Raw genomic sequence first — 17399 nt, forward strand, 5'->3', positions numbered from 1 at the left:
TGTGAAACGACACCCAATATTGTCATTCATTTAGTATTAACTCAGTAAATTATTGCGGATGAATGATGCGAATTTTTGACACGTCAATATAATGAACGTGTTGTACGCCAACTGAATCGCATGGATGTAAATTTTGGATAAAAGCCAACTTCAGTTAGACGCTGAACTTAGACAAATCAAAGCCCGCGTAAATAGTGAGCCTGCGGAGGTACTGAAAATTGCCGAGCAGTGCTACATCCGCGCCGAGCAAATTGTCTACCCAGAAGCGGAAATTGAAGCCCTTTTAATCCAGTCGCACTGCTGTTGGTGTTTGATGGATTACCGCCGTGGTTTAAAACTCATCAAAGAAGCCCACAGCAAACAAAACCGCCTCGACAACGACGACCGACTACCTCAAATTCTCCACTTATATGCCCTACAATACTGGGGTCAAGCCAAATATTACTCTGCTCAGCAATACTGGATTAACGCGCTGGAACAATCCGCGTTGATTGATGAAACCGAGATACAGATTGAAGCGTTAATTGGCTTGGGCAACGTTTGGCGTATCACTAACGATTACAAACTGGCTGCGTCGACGCACGAACTCGCGGTTAAAGTCGCAAACAATGCACGTATTAACTGGGCGGAAGGCAAAGCGCGTATTTTGCTGGCTTGGGACTACTACCTGCTCAATAACTACGTGGAAATGCTGACCATCTTGGATGGGGCTAGCGAAGTGCTCAAAGACTACCCCGACAACACATGGCAAGCGGAAATCTGGGATTTTCGCGGTCTTGCCTTACTCGGCTTGGAGCGTTTGGATGCCGCCGACGAGGCAACCAAAAAAGCACATGATCTTGCGGTTGAACACAACCTTACTTGGATGAAAGCCCATTCCTTTATCAGCCGCGCGCGCTTAGAACTACTACGGAAAAATACCCTAAATGCTTCGGTCTTACTCGATCAAGCTGAAATCTCTGCGTTGCAATTTGATAATGGTGAACTGTTAAGCCAAATTTGCTTCCAACAATCCAAAGTGGCGGAAGAGCAAGGCAACTTTGAAGTGGCTTATCAAGCCTTTCGCAAGTATCGCCACTACTCGCTGCAAATGCTGCGAGAGCAAACTAACCGCGTTGGTCTAGACAAAGCACGTAGCTCCAAACGTCAGCTCGAACAGCGAGCACGCAAACTCATTAACCGTATTCGAGCCCAGCACGAATACGATCCAGAGCGTCAGTTTTCGAATGTGGTGTCTGAAACCTATTGGTGGGAACAACTGGTCTTATTTAAAACCGAACTCAAGCAGGCCAACCATTCCATCATCATGATCCAACATGCAGATCCTGCGTATCTGGAAGTGTGTACCGAGTTAGCGCATAGCTTGTCGACACCAAAAGATCTCATCTCTCGCTTGAGCAGCGATCGCGTAGCCATGTTAATCCGTGAAAAAGACGAACCTGCAGACGCCCTTTTTCATGTCGTCTCCACCATGATTTCGATCTACCCGTGGCAACGCCGAGGGCTGAACGGCCCGCTACCTCAACTCTCTTTGCAAGATATCCTCACCTTCCCATTCACACTGGAACAACTAGAGGATTCACACAGAACCAAGACCAAGGGAAAGAAAAAACATGGAAAAGCTGCTGAGTAAAGTAACTGATGCCGGTTTTGATCCAACCTCTGTGTCTGGTGAAGAAGCGATCATCTTATGGAACCACGTGAGGCAACACGTCGCCTCGACCAATACTGAAAAAGCCCACTGCTACATCATCAGTGCAGAATATCGTTTCAAGTTGAAACAAGTACAACTCAGTATTGATGAACTGAAAGAAGCCTTGTCGCTGCTCACTCTACCGGAAAATGCGGAAGACATTTTGACGGTCAAAGCCAATCTCAGCGAGCGATTGGTCGATATTGGGGATTACGCCGGTGCACTCAATGAATACGTTGGGGCATCAAACATTGCCGTCGAACACGGCTTTCTTGATGAGTATGTTACCTCAGTCTTGGGAATGGGTAACTTGTGCGACGCGTATGGCGATCATCAACGCGCGCTGCGCTATTACCAAAAAATCGATGGTATCGATCACGCCATCAGTAGCCGCTCATTACGCCTGCGTTACAAGCTCTACATGCTCGCTTGTTACATCAACCTTGGTCGTATTAGTGCAGCGAAGGATCTACTCAAAGAGTGTGAAGAACTGAGCATCCTCGTCAGTGACAAAATTCTTTCTGGGCAAATTCTTCTCTATCAAGCAAAAATCCATCGTCTTGAGAAAGATTACGTGTCGGCCCTGCTGTCGCTTTCCAAAGTTCAGTACATTTCAGGCAACTTGAACTCCACTTGGTTATCGGTCATGAACCGCATTGAGATGACCTACTCGCTTTGTGCTATTGGCAAAAAAGAGTTGGCGAATCTGCTGCTCACCAGTTCATCCAAAAACATCGAGATGAAAGCATCCCCTATCATTGCCAAGCAGTTTTATCAGGCAATGAGCGAAGTGCTTGCCGCTCAAGGGCTGTTCAAAGAGGCGTTAGTCTTCGAGAAAAAAGGCTTTCGTATCGAAAGCGATCTGATGAAACATATTCCCATCAGTGAGTTGGGGGCCGCTCAATTACGCCGTATCTCTCGTTTTGAGTTGCAGTTGAAATTAATCCTCTCTGAAATCGAAAACAAAGAGCTCAAAGAGACCACTCAGCAACACAAGAACACCGTTGCTCAACTACAACAAGACGTGTTTACCGATCCTCTTACAGCCTTGCATAACCGTCGTTGGTTGGATGTCAAACTGAAGGATCTGTTGCTTCACGACACTACATTTGCCTTGATGGTGATTGACATCGACCACTTTAAATCGATCAACGATGAGCTTAGCCATTTGGTGGGCGATAAAGCGATTGTCAATGTGTCATCGGAGTTGGCGGCGTATTTCCGTTTTCGTGGCGCTTCTTGCGTGCGTTTTGGTGGAGAGGAATTTTTGGTCATTCTTGAAAATACCGATTTGGCGAAAGCAGAGCTTCATGCCGAAAACTATCGTGAACGTATTTTCCAGTTTGGTTGGCGAGAAATTCTTGGTGAGCGTGGCCTAACGGTGTCGATTGGCATTACCATGCATCGTGACGGCGAAAATACCCAGCGCACCTTCTATCGTGCCGACAAAGCGTTGTATCGCGCGAAAGCCAACGGCCGTAACCAAGTTTGTATTGAAGAGTAACCTTTTCCTTTCGATTAAAGGCGGCACTGCCGCCTTTTTTGTTGCACTCAATACCCGACTTATGCACTCCTTGCGCTCCATCCCATAAGCACTTGATAGTTTTCATTATTGCCTTGCGCGAATGAGAGATTTCGCGAATACTTATCCCACTTGATTTACCTTTTGTTTACGCTTTTTCATCATTTCATTGAACGCAAGGAAGTAAGATGTTTCTCGATTATTTCGCATTGGGATTGCTTGTTTTCGTCGCTTTAGTGATTTTCTACGGCATTATCGTGATTCACGATATCCCTTACGAAATCGCCAAAGAACGTGAACACCCACACCAAGACGCTATTCACTACGCAGGCTGGGTGAGTTTATTCACTCTACACACCATTTGGCCTTTCCTTTGGATCTGGGCAACCTTATGGCGCAAAGAGCGCGGTTGGGGCTTCCAAAAACTTGAAGAAGAACAGCACGACATGCACCATCGCGTCGATCAATTAATTGATGAAGTCAAACAGCTTCGTGAAGAAGTGGATCAATTGAGAAATGCGCAACGTGTGCCTGCCACGCTCGTCATCACCAGTGAAGAGGAGAAGTAGTAATGGATTTACTGTTGATCCTCACTTACACCGCATTGTGTATTGCGATTTTTAAGATTTTTAAGATTCCATTGAATAAATGGACGGTACCTACCGCGGTTTTGGGTGGCGTAGTGCTCATCGGTACGCTGATTTTATTGATGAACTATAATCACCCATTCACTCAGTTGGGTAACCAAGTTTACTCAACCACCCCAATCGTGTCGGGCGTTCGCGGCCGCGTGATTGAAGTGCCCGTTCAAGCAAACCAAACGCTCAAGCAAGGGGATGTGCTGTTCCGTATTGATCCTATCCCGTTTGAAGCGGAAGTGGCCAAGCTCGAAGCCAAAGTCAAAGAAGCCAGCCAAGGGGCGCTTGGACTGGAGTCCACGCTGAAGGAAGCGGAAGCGGCCGTTATCAAAGCCATCGCCGAGCGTGATAAAGCGAAACGCGAATATGAACGTTATAAGCGTGGCTACGAGAAAGGCGCATTCACAGAGCAACAAATGGACACCACTCGTCAAGCATTCAAAGCTGCACAAGCCGCTCTTGAAGTCGCACAATCGAAGCAAGACCAAGCGCAGATTGCGTTGGATTCCGAAGTCGGTGGTGAAAACACTCAGGTCGCACAGCTATTAGCGGAATTGCGCAAAGCTCAGTTTGACCTTGAGCAAACGGTTGTACGCGCGCCGACCGACGGTTATGTCACCCAATTGGCGCTGCGCCCTGGTGTGATGTCAGTGCCATTGCCACTGGCGCCGGTGATGACGTTTGTCCACAGTGAAGAGAAAATCTACACGGCGGCATTTCGTCAGAACTCGCTTCAACGCCTACAACCGGGTTTTGAAGCTGAATTCATGTTCCGCGCCTTGCCAGGAAAAGTCTTTAAAGGTGAAGTGATTGAGGTGCTTCCAGCCATTGGTGAAAGCCAATTTCAAGCTCGTGGCGCACTACTCGGCACGGAAGCGCTGCGCACCAGTGGCCGCGTATTTGCGACGTTGCGAATCACCGATGATTTGAGCGAGTATCACCTGCCAATGGGCACTGCGGTGGAAGTGGCGGTGTACTCAGACAGCTTCACCCACGTTTCCATCATGCGTAAAGTGCTTATTCGTATGAAGAGCTGGCAAAACTACCTCTATCTCGATCATTAATTTTACGTTTTATTGTAATCAGGGGCTGACATTAAGCCCCTGATTGCTTTCTAGACATCCAGACAGATAGCATTCCCACTTGAGGGTTTCTTCTGTATAATGCGCGCCTTATTTTTCCACTTGCTGAAAAAATAATCCAAGGCGCAAAATCGCGCCACTTCTTGGTTAAGGCCTTGAAGGAAATAACGAAAACAGCAAGTTACGTTCTTTAGACAATTGAACTGAGGTTATCTATGAATCTTTCCGCTAAAACCGTTGTGGTGATTGCCATCGGTGCTGCTCTTTATGGTATTGGTGGGTTACCCATGTTTGGTATTCCCGTGTTTGCAAACACCACCCTCAAACCAGCCATGGCGGTTCTTGCCCTATTTTCGGTTCTGTTTGGTCCTTTAGTTGGTTTCTTGGTGGGCTTTATTGGCCACTGGGTCACGGATCTTTTTGCCGGCTGGGGCGTTTGGTTAACCTGGGTTCTTGGTTCGGGCATTGTCGGCCTGATCATTGGTCTGTTCCCTTCTCTTACTCGTAATCGCTTAGATAAAGGCGAGTTCAATCTCAAAGATTTCTCTCTATTTATCGTTCTCGCACTGCTTGGCAACGTATTTGGTTACGGCTGTTCCGCGTTTCTCGACACCATTTTGTATGCAGAACCGTTCACTAAAGTGTTCACACAGCTCACCATCATTGCTTCTGGTAACACTGTACTAATCGCTATCGTTGGCTACTTCATTTTGAAATCGGTCGCGAAGCGCAATAAACAAAGCCGCAACCTAACAGAGGCTTAATGTCGAATGACAATCGAATTTTCTAACTTCTCTTTTAGATATGAGTCGCTGGACAAACCGACGCTAAGAAATATCAATCTAAGGATAGAGAAAGGAGAGAAAATCGTCATTATTGGTCAAAGTGGTAGTGGTAAATCTACCCTTGGCCAGTGTTTAAATGGGCTTATCCCCCACGCAATCAAAGGTGAAGTTTCCGGTTCTTTGACCATCAACGGCCAAGAAACGGCGGCGTTTGCCATGCACCAGTTCACCGAACAGGTGGGGACTGTGCTGCAAGACACCGACAGCCAATTTGTCGGTTTAAGCATCGGTGAAGACATCGCGTTTGCACTTGAAAACCAGCTCACCTCGAACATTGAGATGTATTCACTGGTCAAAGCCACCGCGAAGATGGTCGACCTTCAGCAGATGCTGCAGCGCTCACCGCACGATCTCTCTGGCGGACAGAAACAACGCGTTTCGCTGGCAGGCATTCTCGTGGATGATGTCGACATTCTGCTGTTTGATGAACCGTTGGCAGCGCTCGATCCAAAAACTGGCAAGCGTACCATCGAAATCATTGATGAGTTGCATCGCAAGACAGGCAAAACCGTGGTCATCATCGAGCACCGCCTCGAGGATGTGCTACATCGTCACGTCGACCGCATCATTCTGATGGATGGCGGTGAGATTATTGCTGATACCACGCCAGACGAGCTGCTTGCTTCGCCATTATTGGCTCAATATGGCATTCGCGAACCGCTTTACTTAACGGCACTAAAATCCGCTGGTTGTCATCTTGCACTAGACGATCACCCCTCGAGTTTAAGCAAGTTACCCTTGGCTAATTATCAGCACGCGATGACAGATTGGTTCCACCAAGCGAACACGACAAGCCACCACGCTTCTTCAGAAACCTTACTTGACGTGCGCAATTTAACCTACTCCTACGACGGTGAGAAAAACGCATTAGAAGGGGTGAGTTTTGATGTGCAACGCGGCGAATTTGTCTCGATATTAGGCAAAAATGGCTCCGGTAAATCGACCATCACCAAGCTGATCATGGGCGTCATTGAGCCCGACAACGGCACGATACACTTAAACGGCCAAGATCTTAGCGAGCTGACCATTTTCGAGCGCAGTCAAAAAGTAGGCGTGGTGATGCAAAACCCTAACCATATGATTTCGCACCATATGATTTTTGATGAAGTTGCATTTGGCCTGCGCAATCGAGGTGGGGACGAACAGCAAGTCAACAGTAAAGTGCTTGAAGTGCTCGAATTGTGTGGTCTAAGCAAATATCGTCATTGGCCAATTGAAGCACTCAGCTACGGCCAGAAGAAACGCGTCACCATCGCTTCGATTCTCGCACTAGAGCCTGAGCTATTGATCCTCGATGAGCCAACCGCAGGTCAGGACTACCGAAACTACACCTCAATGCTGAGCTTCATTGAAAAACTCAATCGAGCGCTAGGCATCACCGTCGTGATCATTTCTCATGACATGCACTTGGTACTGGAATACACCACACGCTCCATCGTGATTGCAGATAGCCAGCTTGTGGCCGACGCGCCGATGACGGATGTTTTCAGTAACCCTGCATTGCTGGACAGAGCGAACCTAACCACCACCAGCCTGTACGAGCTTGCTACACGCTTGAACATTGCTGAAACAAACGCCTTTATGCAGCATTTTATTGATGTAGAAAAAGCTTCTCGCCGAGAGAAAACCGTTGAGAGAAATGTGGCATGAAAGACAACAAAATGAAGTTTGGTATCAATTACATCGATACCCAATCTCCGCTGCATAAGCTTAACGGCATCACCAAGTTTTTGCTGTTCATTGCGTGGGTGACGGTCGTTTTAACCACGTTTGACCTGCGCTTGATCAGCGTGTTGATTATCGTTGGCCTTGGGCTACTCAAGATGACCAAGGTGCCTTTTCATGTTTACAAGCCATTGCTACTCGGCACCGCCAGCGTATTGTTGATCAATGCCTTGTTTATGTTCGCCCTTGCGCCACAGCAAGGCAGTGAGTTCATGGGCTCGACGACCGTTTTATTGCCATTGCCCGGTCAATACTCTTTGACTCAGGAAACTTTGTTCTATCTACTGACGGTCACGCTCAAATATTTCAGCATGTTCCCGATTGCGTTGGTGTTTGTTTTCACAACCCATCCAACCGAGTTCGCCGCCAGTTTGAACCGTTTAGGCGTGCCGTACAAAATTGCTTATGCGGTGAGCTTAACACTGCGTTATTTGCCGGAAGTGAAAAAAGACTTCGTCAATATCATGCATGCACAGCAAGCAAGAGGGGTCGAACTGAGTAAAAAAGCACCCCTGTTCACGCGCATGAAAAACGTCGCGAAAATTCTTGGCCCACTGATTTTCTCAAGCCTCGATCGCGCCGATCAAATCTCCAACGCGATGACACTGCGTGGTTTTGGTCGCCACAACCAACGAACTTGGTACAGCTTAAGGCCGCTGAGCCGCTCTGATAAGCTGTGTATGATGGGCATTGCGCTTATGGTGACGCTGGCCATTGCCAAACGCCTCCTAGAGCCTCAGCTCTTCTGGTACCCGTTCTCATGATCACAAAGGGATGCACACTGCATCCCTTTGTTTTTTTGCCCCAATAGAACAAGCCTCTTAACTCCACTTTAGGATCCGAGTCTCGTTACCCTCTTCCGGTTTGGCGGGAATGTTGAAAGAAAGCAGCAAACTTATCGCCGCCATAAACGCGCCAATGTAAAACACGCTGGCAGGCGACACGAGCCAAATCACGCCGAATGTTACGGGGATCACCACCGCGGCAATGTGATTAATGGTAAAGGCCACTCCGGCCGTCGATGCCATGTCAGCAGGGTCTGCAATCTTTTGAAAATACGTTTTAATCGCCAACGCCAAGGCAAAAAAGAGATGGTCGATGATGTACAACGCGGCCGCCCATTCGGCGGACTGTACCAGCGCATAACCAACAAAGACAAAGATCAAACCGACGTATTCAAACGTCAATGCTTTGCGCTCGCCCACCACACCGATGAAACGGCCAATACGTTTGGCAAACAAAAAGTTGAAAAGGTAGTTTGCCAAAAACAGCAAGGTAATGTCGGCGGCGGAATAACCAAACTTTTCCACCATGAGGAAGCCTGCGAACACAGTAAAGATCTGCCTACGCGCCCCACTCATAAAGGTGAGTGCGTAGTAGAGCCAATAGCGTTTCCGCAGTACCAACTTCTTGTTCTGCACCACCGTCGTATGAAATTGAGGAAAAGCAAACGCCATGAGCATCACCAACACAAAGCCAACCCCACCCGCCAGCAGATAGACCATCTGAAAACTCAGTTGCCAGACCTCAAGCAGTAGCCAAATCGCACCGTAAGTGACCAATGACGCCAATGCGCCAATCGAGACCAATTTACCCAGCATCTCCGGTGCTTCTTCTTTACTTAGCCACTGCAATGACAGCGATTGCTTCAACGTTTCGAAATAGTGGAAGCCTGTCGACATCAGTAACGTCGTCGCTAACAAGCCAAACAGCGAAGGAAAGAACCCCGTCAATGCCGTCCCCAACGTCAACATCGCCAGTGAGATCAGCATGAAGCGCTGCTCTCGTACAAACAGCAAAACAAACACAACCGTAAAGGCAAGAAAACCGGGGATTTCCCGAACACTTTGCAGCAAACCAATATCGGCACCATCAAACTGTGCCTTTTCAATCACAAAGTTATTGAGCAACGCCATCCAAGTCGAAAACGCGATAGGGACGATGATAGAAATGAGCAATAAGAAATTTTGTGGTGTTTGCCAGCGATGGCGATGTGCACGCATGGGCTATCCTTAGTTCTGCGTTAGGTAAGAGTATTGTTATGCCACCATCATACCCATGAGACGCACATCAAGAAACCATCGAGATGAAAAAAGCAAAGGCTCAATACCACCTTCGTTGTATTGAGCCTTTGGTAACGATAACCCTTGAGAGTTACTGCGTTTTATCTAATTGCGCTAACAAGCTTTCAATCGCGACTTTCAGTTGGCGATCGTAATTTTTCGCAATGTCTTCTGGTGAGTTATAAACCAACACATCAGGCACCACTTCTTGGTTTTCGAACCATCGACCTTGGTCATCTTTGAAGCCGAGCTGCGGAATGCCATAAACCAAACTCTGCTCTTGTTGAGGTTCCCACAACACGGCCGTTCCTGTACCTGGCACTCGTTCACCCACCAACTGACCAATCCCCTCACGCTGGTAGAAATATGGCACAATCGAGCCATCGGAGTAGCTAGCGGCGTTTGCTAGCATGATGCTCGGTTTTGCCCAGCGCCGCTCAGGGAATGTCGACAACTGGTAACCATCACGCGTCACTTGAGCACTATGGCGCGTGCCGGAAAGGGTTTCCATCAGTTGATCATGCAAGTTCCCGCCCATGTTGTAGCGGATATCAATGATGACCCCTTCTTTGTCGTTGTACTCACCAAATAACTCATTTACTAAGGTTTCGTAGGACGCCGGTCCCATCTCGGGGATATGGATATAACCCAGTCTGCCTTGCGAGCGTTCTTCGGTCAGTGCTTTGCGCTGTTCAACCCACAGTTCGTAAGCCAACTGAGCCTCTTGTTCAAGCGACGTCGGCACCAGCAGCACACTTTGCGCGGCTTTATCACCCGGTTTGAGCACACTTAAACGAACACGTTTACCCGCTTTGTTATCCAGCAGTGGATAGATATCCATTTCCGGAGCCACCTCTATACCATCCACAGAGTAGATGATACTGCCCGCCTTGATCGGCGATTGGTAAATGTCCGCAGGACCACCAGGAATCACCGCTTTAACACGAACCCCTTTGCCACGGTATTGGTCATCGTAAAACAGCCCAAGTGACGCTGGCTCTGACCAAGTCGACTGATAGCGACCGTAACTTGCTCCGGTGTGTGACGCATTCAACTCACCAGACATTTCACTCAGTAACTCCGCAAAATCTTGGTAGTTATGAATCCCCGGCAGATAACGTTTATACGCCTCGCCATAGCCTTGCCAGTCCACGCCATGCATGCCTTTGTCATAAAAGCGGGTATCTGTTTGACGCCAAGCGTGATCAAAGATGTATTCCACTTCCGCACGGAAATCATAATTAGCGTCTGCTTGGTAATCGACATAGTTGCCCTCACCACTTGGCAGATGCAACTCTTCAATACCGTGCGCACCGATAATCACCAAGGTTTCGATATCCGGCTCCATCTTCACCGCGGCAACATCTTCACTACTGCGTGTAAACAGAACGTTCGTTTCCCCTGTTTGGGTATTGATGTCGGTAAACTCCACCTCATCACCAACCAAGTTTGCCACCAACAGGGATTGATTGTCCGGAGAAAGGTAGCTGAAAATTGGCGTCATGGAATACGGGGTAACCCGATAGGTACGATGCTTGAGCCCTTTACTCTCCACCACGGTCTCTTGTGGTGCTTGCTCGCCAGGCTCTTCGCCAGAGTCCGCGGCGCGCTCCTCTTCGAGCCAACGTTGCTCATCGTCCTTCTTCCAATTGAAATCCGCTTCTTGGTTGAGAACCGTCAAATAGATGTCTGACTGCACCGCCCACTTGTCGATCTCTCTCAAACTATTTCGATCGGTGCTCCAATAAATCATCTGCCCGTCGTGACTGAACTTCGGCTCACCCTCAATAAAACCGGTATTGGTAATTTGCAGTGGTTTTTCACTGCCATCCGCTTTTAGCAACACAATATCAGCGTTGTAGGAGGCTCGATTACGGGTCACCAAGTATTGGCTATCTGGCGACCATTCGTAACTCAGATCCTGATCAACGTAGGAATAGAGTTGCGAAGAGTCCAACAGCACGTGATAGCTGTCATTTTTGATGTCATACACCTTGATCGAGTTGCTGTTTTCGCGATAGGCGATCTTGCTCCCATCTGGAGAATACAGCGGCTGAGTTTGATCAACTGCTTCATCCGAGAGCTGTTCTTCTACCACATCAAACGAAGTGGAAAAGCTTCTGCCCGTATCATTGATGTAGCTGTGGAAGACATCCCAATTGCCATTTCTCTCCGATGCATAAAGCAATGAAAGGCCATCATTTGAGAAAGAAAGATAGCGCTCTGCTTGCGGGGTCTTGGTCACGCGCTTAGTCGCCCCTGAGAGCAAAGAAACCACATATACATCGCCTCTGGCGACTACGGCAACTTCTGGCGCCACCGGCGAAACCGCAATTTCAGTCGCTTCATGATTGAGGTTAACAAATCGCTTTCCTTTGCTGAGAAAGGATTGCCGAATAGTCACCTGTAATGGTTTGGCATCCGCTTCATCTTTGCCTTTAAACCAAATATCACCATCGTAGCCATAGGCGAGATCACCTTGCTGGCTAATCGATAAGAAACGCACGGGTAAAAATTCGTGTTGGGTTATCTGTACGGGTTCAGCCGACGGATCAGATAATACGCGCTGCCAAACATTAAAACTGCCTGAACGCTCAGACAAATAGTACATAGAGCGGCCATCTTCAGCCCACACCGCGTTACGGTCTTCACCACGATAATTGGTCAGTTTTGTGTGCTTAGCCGTTTTAGGGTCAAAGCGCCAGATATCGCGCGCAGCATCGGAGACATCACGTTTACGCCACTCTTGCTCCATCGGTGACGGCAAATCGGTATAGAGATACTCGCCTGTTTGCCCATTAATCGACAAACTGCTGATTGGATTGGCAAGCAGCAGCTTTTCACGCCCGCCACTCACATCCACTGAATATATCTGCGCTGACGCGCTGCCCGCGAAGCCATTGTTCACACTGCTCTCGATATCTCCGATCCGCGACGATCGAAAATAGATTTCTTGTCCATTCGGACTAAAAGCATAAGGGACATCTTTGCTAAAGTGATAAGTCAGTCGCTTTGCGTCTCCGCCGTTTGCGCTCACCAGAAAAACATCACCTGGCCCGAAGCGATCGGTCGTAAACGCAATGGATTCCCCGTCCGGTGACCAAATGGGATTTTCACTGTAACTGTCAGCAGAAGTGAGAGGAATGGCTTCTCCCCCTTTGCTTGCGATAAGCCAGATCTGCCCTGCGTAGGTAAACGCAATTCGTTGACCGTCTGGCGATAAAGCGATGTCTCGCAACCAAGTGGGTTGAGAGTTTGTGGTCGTTGTCGCAACACTTTCTTGAGCTAAGCTCGGATTTGAAAGACTGGCCAGTAAGACCAATGCAATCGAGTTGGCAGTAAAACGTTGAATTCGCATCCGTTTTCCTTGCGTTATTGTAATAGGAATGAGTTTAAATGAATCAAACACTGTTTTTTATACAGGTTTTTGACGATAGATAACAGGGAAAAATTCCATCCAAAAATCAAATAGGACCAGTGAATAATTGAACATTAATACAGCATTCTCTAATGCACTTTTATCCATAAGGCTTTGATGGTTATTTACTATTGTCATTTCTAACCTACTCAGTTTGTTAATAAAACTCTGGTTTTCATTAACAAATGCCGCTAGATTGATAAAACAACAACAAACAAGGAGAAATGCATGGAGATTACTATTCGCCCAACGTCAATTGAGGACGCCGAAGCACTCGTTGAGCTTTATTCTCAACCTAAGGCGCAACGTGAGACCCTGCAGCTCCCAAAACCGTCGGTGGCGATGTGGAAAGAAAGGCTAGCGAGCATACCGGCGGGTGTGTACAGCTATGTAGCACTCGTTGATGGAAAAGTGGTTGGCAATATTGGATTTCAGCACTCACAAAGGCCAAGAACCGCGCACTGCGCTTCATTTGGCATTGGCGTACACGATGATTTTCACGGCTTAGGCATTGGCAGCAAGTTGATCGAAACCGTCACGGAACTGGCTGACAACTGGCTCAATGTGAGAAGAATTCAGATCGAAGTGAATGTCGATAACGAAAAGGCGATTTCTCTTTATAAAAAGCATGGCTTTGTGATTGAAGGTGAAGCCGTCGATTCCTCGTTTCGCGAAGGGCGATTTATTAACACCTACTATATGGCAAGAATCAACCCAAATACTCAGTAGTTCACTTCAAATCGAGACAATTTAGCCCCAAAAAGCCAGCTTTCGCTGGCTTTTTCATGCTTTCAGATGATGCCACTCAGAGTGTCGTTCTAAATAATGTTTAACATAGCTACAAACTGGGACGATCTTGTAGCCTTGTGCTTCGATAATGGGCAATACGGCCTCCATCATCAATTTACCATACCCTCCACCTCGCAGCTCTTCTGGAACACGAGTGGAAGTGATGGACATTACATCATCGTGTAGCTGATAACGAACCGTTGCGTAGTACCCCCCCTCTAAATGGACTTGAAAAAGCGCATTTTTCTCGTCATGAGTGACATGATTCACAGTTTCTCTCCTTATTTTTGCGTAATCAGCATTGAATCAATAACAACAGCTAAATAAAATCTTTAACTGAACATATACACTAAACTTATTAAGCTAGATTCATTCAGTGTAGATGAACTTTGCGCTATGAATCCGCACAATTACAACGTTGCAGGCCGTTTCATTAGGATAAGGAACAATGAATTTACCTATGGCTAAACTCCAAGGACGCAATCACGCATTAGCGCCAAATCATGCTCAGCGCTTAACGAGCACCTTCAACAGTACCGATGCGCTTGCAATGATTGAACATGGTAGTGAAATCACACTCAATGTAACGACGCCCGTTGGAACCAAATTTTTAACCACAAGCCTATTTGTTGGGTCACATTCTGGCAATGCCATGCTGGTTGAGATACCGCAGATTTCTGAAGACGATCTTAAGTTTTACTTCCAAGAAGGCTTTTGGATAAACGTTAAAGCCCTTTCTCACCGAGGCGAAGGCGCCATCATCCATTTTCGTAGTCAACTGACTCACCGTTTAGGCGACCCATTCCCCGTTCTCGTACTCAGCGTGCCAAGCACCATGCAAGTGGCTCAACTTCGCAAAGAGACACGCTACGAGGTTAACCTCCCAGCGAAAGCTTACGTTAATGACTATAAGGTGGAATGTGAAATTCGCGACCTCTCTCGTGGCGGGTGTCGCTTTGTCACGGCGCCAATGAGCCGAACTTTCACTGTGGGTGATGAAGTGTCATTGGAGATTCTACTCGGGAAAGCAGGTGGGCCAACCTTGGCACCACTGAAAGGAAAAGTCTGTAATTTACAGCGTTCAACGCATTACGCGCGTTACGGCGTCGAATTTGATGATTTCGGCAAGCACAATGCGAAAAACTTACTTGGTCATTTGAAGTTTGACGGAACCAAGCTCAAACTCAAACATTAGGCGTGCCGATAAGTGACTTGCCGATAAAAGAAAACCGTCGCTAGGACGGTTTTCTTCGTTTTGAATGGTGATTACAGACGGAAGAAGCTCAATTGGGCTTTTTGTTTTTCCGCTAGATGAGAGAGTTCGTTACTCGCGCTGGCGCTTTGGCTGATGCCCGCTACGTTTTGGTTCACCAGTTCAGACATGTTCACGACGTTGCGGTTGATGTCTTGTGTCACTTGTGATTGTTCTTCTGCTGCCGTTGCCACTTGTGCATTCGAATCATTGATGTTCGCGACAGCTTCAGTAATACCAACCAGAGCATCATTCGCTCGTTGAGTCAATTCGTTGTTGCGCTCTAGCATGTTCAAGCTCTCTTGCATGCTGTCATTGGCTAGGCCAGATTGCAGTTGAAGCTGCTCAATGATCTCTTGAATTTCTTTGGTAGAATCTTGTGTACGAGCCGCCAACATACGTACTTCGTCTGCCACTACCGCAAAACCACGGCCAGATTCACCCGCACGGGCAGCTTCAATTGCCGCATTCAGTGCGAGCAGGTTGGTTTGTTCAGAAACGCCACGAATGACTTCAATCACATCGTTGATCTGAACGGATTGTTCTTTCAAGGTCAGTACCACGCGCGCAGCATCGTTCAGTGCTGATGACATCTGTTGGCTTGCTTCAGCACTCTCTTTAAAGATAGCCAAACCGGATTTTGCCAAACCGTCTGTCTCACGAGCGGTTGCATCTGCTGAAGTCGCGTTATCGCTAACGTTGTTCGCGGTACTTGCAAGCTCGTTCACTGCTGAAGCGACTTGTTCAATTTCCGCCAACTCTTGTTGCGCGTTTGCTTCAGATTGTGTCATGACAGCGGCAAGCTCTGTTGATGCTGATGCCACTTCTTCAGAAATACGGATCAGGTGTTCTACCGTGCTGTGCAACTGGCTCGCTGTGGTATTCACATCTTTGCTGAGATGTGCAATTTCATTGTCGCCATCGACGTCTGCACGAACAGAAAGGTTACCTTGTGAGAGTTCACGCATCACCGCTTGTAACTTGATCACCGGTGTCACAATCATGCCAGAGAGGAACCATGCCACCAACAAGGAGAGCGCCAACACACCAAGGACCGTAATGGTTGCCATGTTTTGTACATGAACGTTATCACGGTTACTTTTCGCCATGGTTTCAGAAGCGACACGGTTCACCTTCTGCGACATCGCGTTGATAGCCGATACCATGTCATCGCCCACTTTGCGGTAATCCGCGATAAAGCGGTTGTATTCTGCCGCCGAGACAGTGCCTTGATCATGGCGACCAAAGAAGCTCACCGCGCTGGTCGAATAGTCGATGTAGTTGTTGATCGCTTTACGCACTTCAGCCGCTTCTGTGCGGAAGTCGCCCTGCTTCGCCATCTGATCCAAATCCAGATTGATCTCTTTGGCACCTTGCTTCAGTTGCGCTAGAAATGCATCGCGACGGTTCGCATCGTAAATGGCATAAACCGCGCTAATTCGCAACGGGTAAACCGCGTCGTCAATCTTTGCCAATGTGTCTTTGTAGAAAACCAGAGAATTGGTGTTATGAGTGATGACATCTTGCTCTGCTTGCAATTTGTCTTTGGTGATCCAAAGAGAAACCAGCAAAGCCAGTGCAGTCAACATAACAGGAACTAAAACTTGGGTTCGAACGGACAAGTTTTTTAGAGAAAATTGCATTTAACGCCTCAATCTATCAAATGTTCGCTTCCGTGCTCTGGGAACAAAGCCAAAAGTTGGAAAGACGAAATTCTAGATCTTGGTCACGTTTTTGTCTATATAAAATGCTAATAATTTCATAACGTTAACGCCATAAAAATGACAAACGCCAAATTTACGACCATATGAAAACAAGTGAAAAAATGTAGAAGAATATGTATTTACAGCATCAATTAATTGGGTGCTCATATTCAATAATGACCTGATTGCCTTCCACATAGACGTTGCGGATCACCCCATCAACCGTGACCTTGTTTTGCAAAAAAATCGTCTGCGACGTCGAGAGGTCACGACGAGAAAGTGAAGGGATCACTTTGAAAGGTTGCACGTGTAGCTGCTCGCACAGTTGGTTGATAAAACCCAACGTCAGTGGCGTATCGCCACGTAGATAAGCAGAGAACTCGTGATGATTGAGGCCAAGACGTCGCGTCATTTCCATCTGCGTAATATGCATTTTTGCTTTTTGCGACATCCAGATATCGTAAAGCGCAATACGATCCTTCTCCGTAAATTCCATCACTTTTCCCCAATCATCCAATCTGAGTAGAAAACTCTCATGAATTAATAACTAAAGTGTTAGTTATAAGTCAAAAAACAGGCTGTTTTCTGCTTCAGAAACGGTACTTGTTGCACAAAACTCGATCATGTTCACACACAGCGGCTATAGGCAAAGCCAATCATTGAACCGAA

The 17399-nt window shown here is 47.4% G+C and carries 14 protein-coding genes; 9 read left to right on the forward strand and 5 right to left on the reverse strand.

Going from position 1 to position 17399, the window contains the following annotated elements; genetic code table 11:
• Window positions 1-133 precede the first annotated feature (133 nt).
• The 7 genes from AOT11_RS16105 to AOT11_RS16135 all read left to right on the forward strand — a co-directional run bounded on the left by AOT11_RS16105 (window position 134) and on the right by AOT11_RS16135 (window position 8269).
• Entirely contained in the window at window positions 134-1633 is a 1500-nt protein-coding gene (locus tag AOT11_RS16105) for a tetratricopeptide repeat protein (protein WP_017422372.1), read from the forward strand.
• The gene (locus AOT11_RS16110) at window positions 1614-3197 is read left to right on the forward strand and encodes a GGDEF domain-containing protein (RefSeq protein ID WP_015727569.1); all 1584 of its coding nucleotides are present in this window, start codon (window positions 1614-1616) and stop codon (window positions 3195-3197) included. The genes AOT11_RS16105 and AOT11_RS16110 overlap by 20 nt, the downstream gene beginning before the upstream one ends.
• A 206-nt stretch (window positions 3198-3403) precedes the next feature.
• Entirely contained in the window at window positions 3404-3784 is a 381-nt protein-coding gene (locus AOT11_RS16115; RefSeq protein ID WP_017422371.1) for a DUF3302 domain-containing protein, read from the forward strand.
• Window positions 3785-3786: 2 nt separating this feature from the next.
• Window positions 3787-4917 carry an HlyD family secretion protein gene (locus tag AOT11_RS16120; RefSeq protein WP_015727567.1) on the forward strand — a complete coding sequence of 377 codons (1131 nt, stop codon included), beginning with the start codon at window positions 3787-3789 and terminating at the stop codon, window positions 4915-4917.
• A 233-nt stretch (window positions 4918-5150) separates the two neighbouring features.
• Window positions 5151-5699, forward strand: coding sequence for an ECF-type riboflavin transporter substrate-binding protein (locus AOT11_RS16125; RefSeq protein ID WP_017422370.1), 549 nt, complete (start codon window positions 5151-5153; stop codon window positions 5697-5699).
• A gap of 6 nt (window positions 5700-5705) precedes the next feature.
• Window positions 5706-7430, forward strand: coding sequence for an ABC transporter ATP-binding protein (locus tag AOT11_RS16130; RefSeq protein WP_017422369.1), 1725 nt, complete (start codon window positions 5706-5708; stop codon window positions 7428-7430).
• Window positions 7427-8269 carry an energy-coupling factor transporter transmembrane component T family protein gene (locus AOT11_RS16135; RefSeq protein WP_017422368.1) on the forward strand — a complete coding sequence of 281 codons (843 nt, stop codon included), beginning with the start codon at window positions 7427-7429 and terminating at the stop codon, window positions 8267-8269. Before AOT11_RS16130 ends, AOT11_RS16135 begins: the two co-directional genes overlap by 4 nt.
• A gap of 57 nt (window positions 8270-8326) precedes the next feature.
• Here AOT11_RS16135 and AOT11_RS16140 read toward each other — a convergent pair whose 3' ends face one another.
• Together AOT11_RS16140 and AOT11_RS16145 are read right to left on the reverse strand one after the other, a co-directional pair.
• Window positions 8327-9508: an MFS transporter gene (locus AOT11_RS16140; RefSeq protein WP_017422367.1), complete on the reverse strand. Its 1182-nt coding sequence runs from the start codon at window positions 9506-9508 to the stop codon at window positions 8327-8329.
• A gap of 151 nt (window positions 9509-9659) precedes the next feature.
• Entirely contained in the window at window positions 9660-12926 is a 3267-nt protein-coding gene (locus tag AOT11_RS16145; protein WP_026050778.1) for a S41 family peptidase, read from the reverse strand.
• A gap of 288 nt (window positions 12927-13214) precedes the next feature.
• Between AOT11_RS16145 and AOT11_RS16150 the strand changes: the two genes are divergently transcribed.
• Window positions 13215-13715 (forward strand): GNAT family N-acetyltransferase, encoded by a 501-nt coding sequence (locus AOT11_RS16150; protein ID WP_017422365.1) that lies wholly within the window; start codon window positions 13215-13217, stop codon window positions 13713-13715.
• A 54-nt stretch (window positions 13716-13769) separates the two neighbouring features.
• Here the strand turns inward: AOT11_RS16150 and AOT11_RS16155 are convergent, their stop codons facing one another.
• Entirely contained in the window at window positions 13770-14045 is a 276-nt protein-coding gene (locus AOT11_RS16155; RefSeq protein ID WP_017422364.1) for a GNAT family N-acetyltransferase, read from the reverse strand.
• Window positions 14046-14223: 178 nt separating this feature from the next.
• Here AOT11_RS16155 and AOT11_RS16160 point away from each other — a divergent pair, with 178 nt between their 5' ends.
• Window positions 14224-14970, forward strand: coding sequence for a flagellar brake protein (locus tag AOT11_RS16160; RefSeq protein WP_017422363.1), 747 nt, complete (start codon window positions 14224-14226; stop codon window positions 14968-14970).
• 71 nt (window positions 14971-15041) lie between these two features.
• Here AOT11_RS16160 and AOT11_RS16165 read toward each other — a convergent pair whose 3' ends face one another.
• Both AOT11_RS16165 and AOT11_RS16170 read right to left on the reverse strand, forming a co-directional pair.
• Entirely contained in the window at window positions 15042-16670 is a 1629-nt protein-coding gene (locus tag AOT11_RS16165; protein ID WP_017422362.1) for a methyl-accepting chemotaxis protein, read from the reverse strand.
• A 208-nt stretch (window positions 16671-16878) separates the two neighbouring features.
• A complete protein-coding gene (locus AOT11_RS16170) occupies window positions 16879-17226 on the reverse strand; it encodes a hypothetical protein (RefSeq protein ID WP_011082374.1) in 348 nt (115 codons plus the stop codon).
• Window positions 17227-17399 lie beyond the last annotated feature (173 nt).

Origin of the sequence: Vibrio vulnificus NBRC 15645 = ATCC 27562, from assembly GCF_002224265.1 — a bacterium.
Lineage (GTDB): Bacteria > Pseudomonadota > Gammaproteobacteria > Enterobacterales > Vibrionaceae > Vibrio > Vibrio vulnificus.

Coding starts and splice junctions, on each gene's coding strand:
- AOT11_RS16140 (WP_017422367.1), bottom strand. CDS start 9,508: ATGCGTGCACATCGCCATCGCTGGCAAACACCACAAAATTTCTTATTG.
- AOT11_RS16170 (WP_011082374.1), bottom strand. CDS start 17,226: ATGGAATTTACGGAGAAGGATCGTATTGCGCTTTACGATATCTGGATG.
- AOT11_RS16165 (WP_017422362.1), bottom strand. CDS start 16,670: ATGCAATTTTCTCTAAAAAACTTGTCCGTTCGAACCCAAGTTTTAGTT.
- AOT11_RS16135 (WP_017422368.1), top strand. CDS start 7,427: ATGAAAGACAACAAAATGAAGTTTGGTATCAATTACATCGATACCCAA.
- AOT11_RS16115 (WP_017422371.1), top strand. CDS start 3,404: ATGTTTCTCGATTATTTCGCATTGGGATTGCTTGTTTTCGTCGCTTTA.
- AOT11_RS16120 (WP_015727567.1), top strand. CDS start 3,787: ATGGATTTACTGTTGATCCTCACTTACACCGCATTGTGTATTGCGATT.
- AOT11_RS16130 (WP_017422369.1), top strand. CDS start 5,706: ATGACAATCGAATTTTCTAACTTCTCTTTTAGATATGAGTCGCTGGAC.
- AOT11_RS16150 (WP_017422365.1), top strand. CDS start 13,215: ATGGAGATTACTATTCGCCCAACGTCAATTGAGGACGCCGAAGCACTC.
- AOT11_RS16145 (WP_026050778.1), bottom strand. CDS start 12,926: ATGCGAATTCAACGTTTTACTGCCAACTCGATTGCATTGGTCTTACTG.
- AOT11_RS16160 (WP_017422363.1), top strand. CDS start 14,224: ATGAATTTACCTATGGCTAAACTCCAAGGACGCAATCACGCATTAGCG.
- AOT11_RS16110 (WP_015727569.1), top strand. CDS start 1,614: ATGGAAAAGCTGCTGAGTAAAGTAACTGATGCCGGTTTTGATCCAACC.
- AOT11_RS16125 (WP_017422370.1), top strand. CDS start 5,151: ATGAATCTTTCCGCTAAAACCGTTGTGGTGATTGCCATCGGTGCTGCT.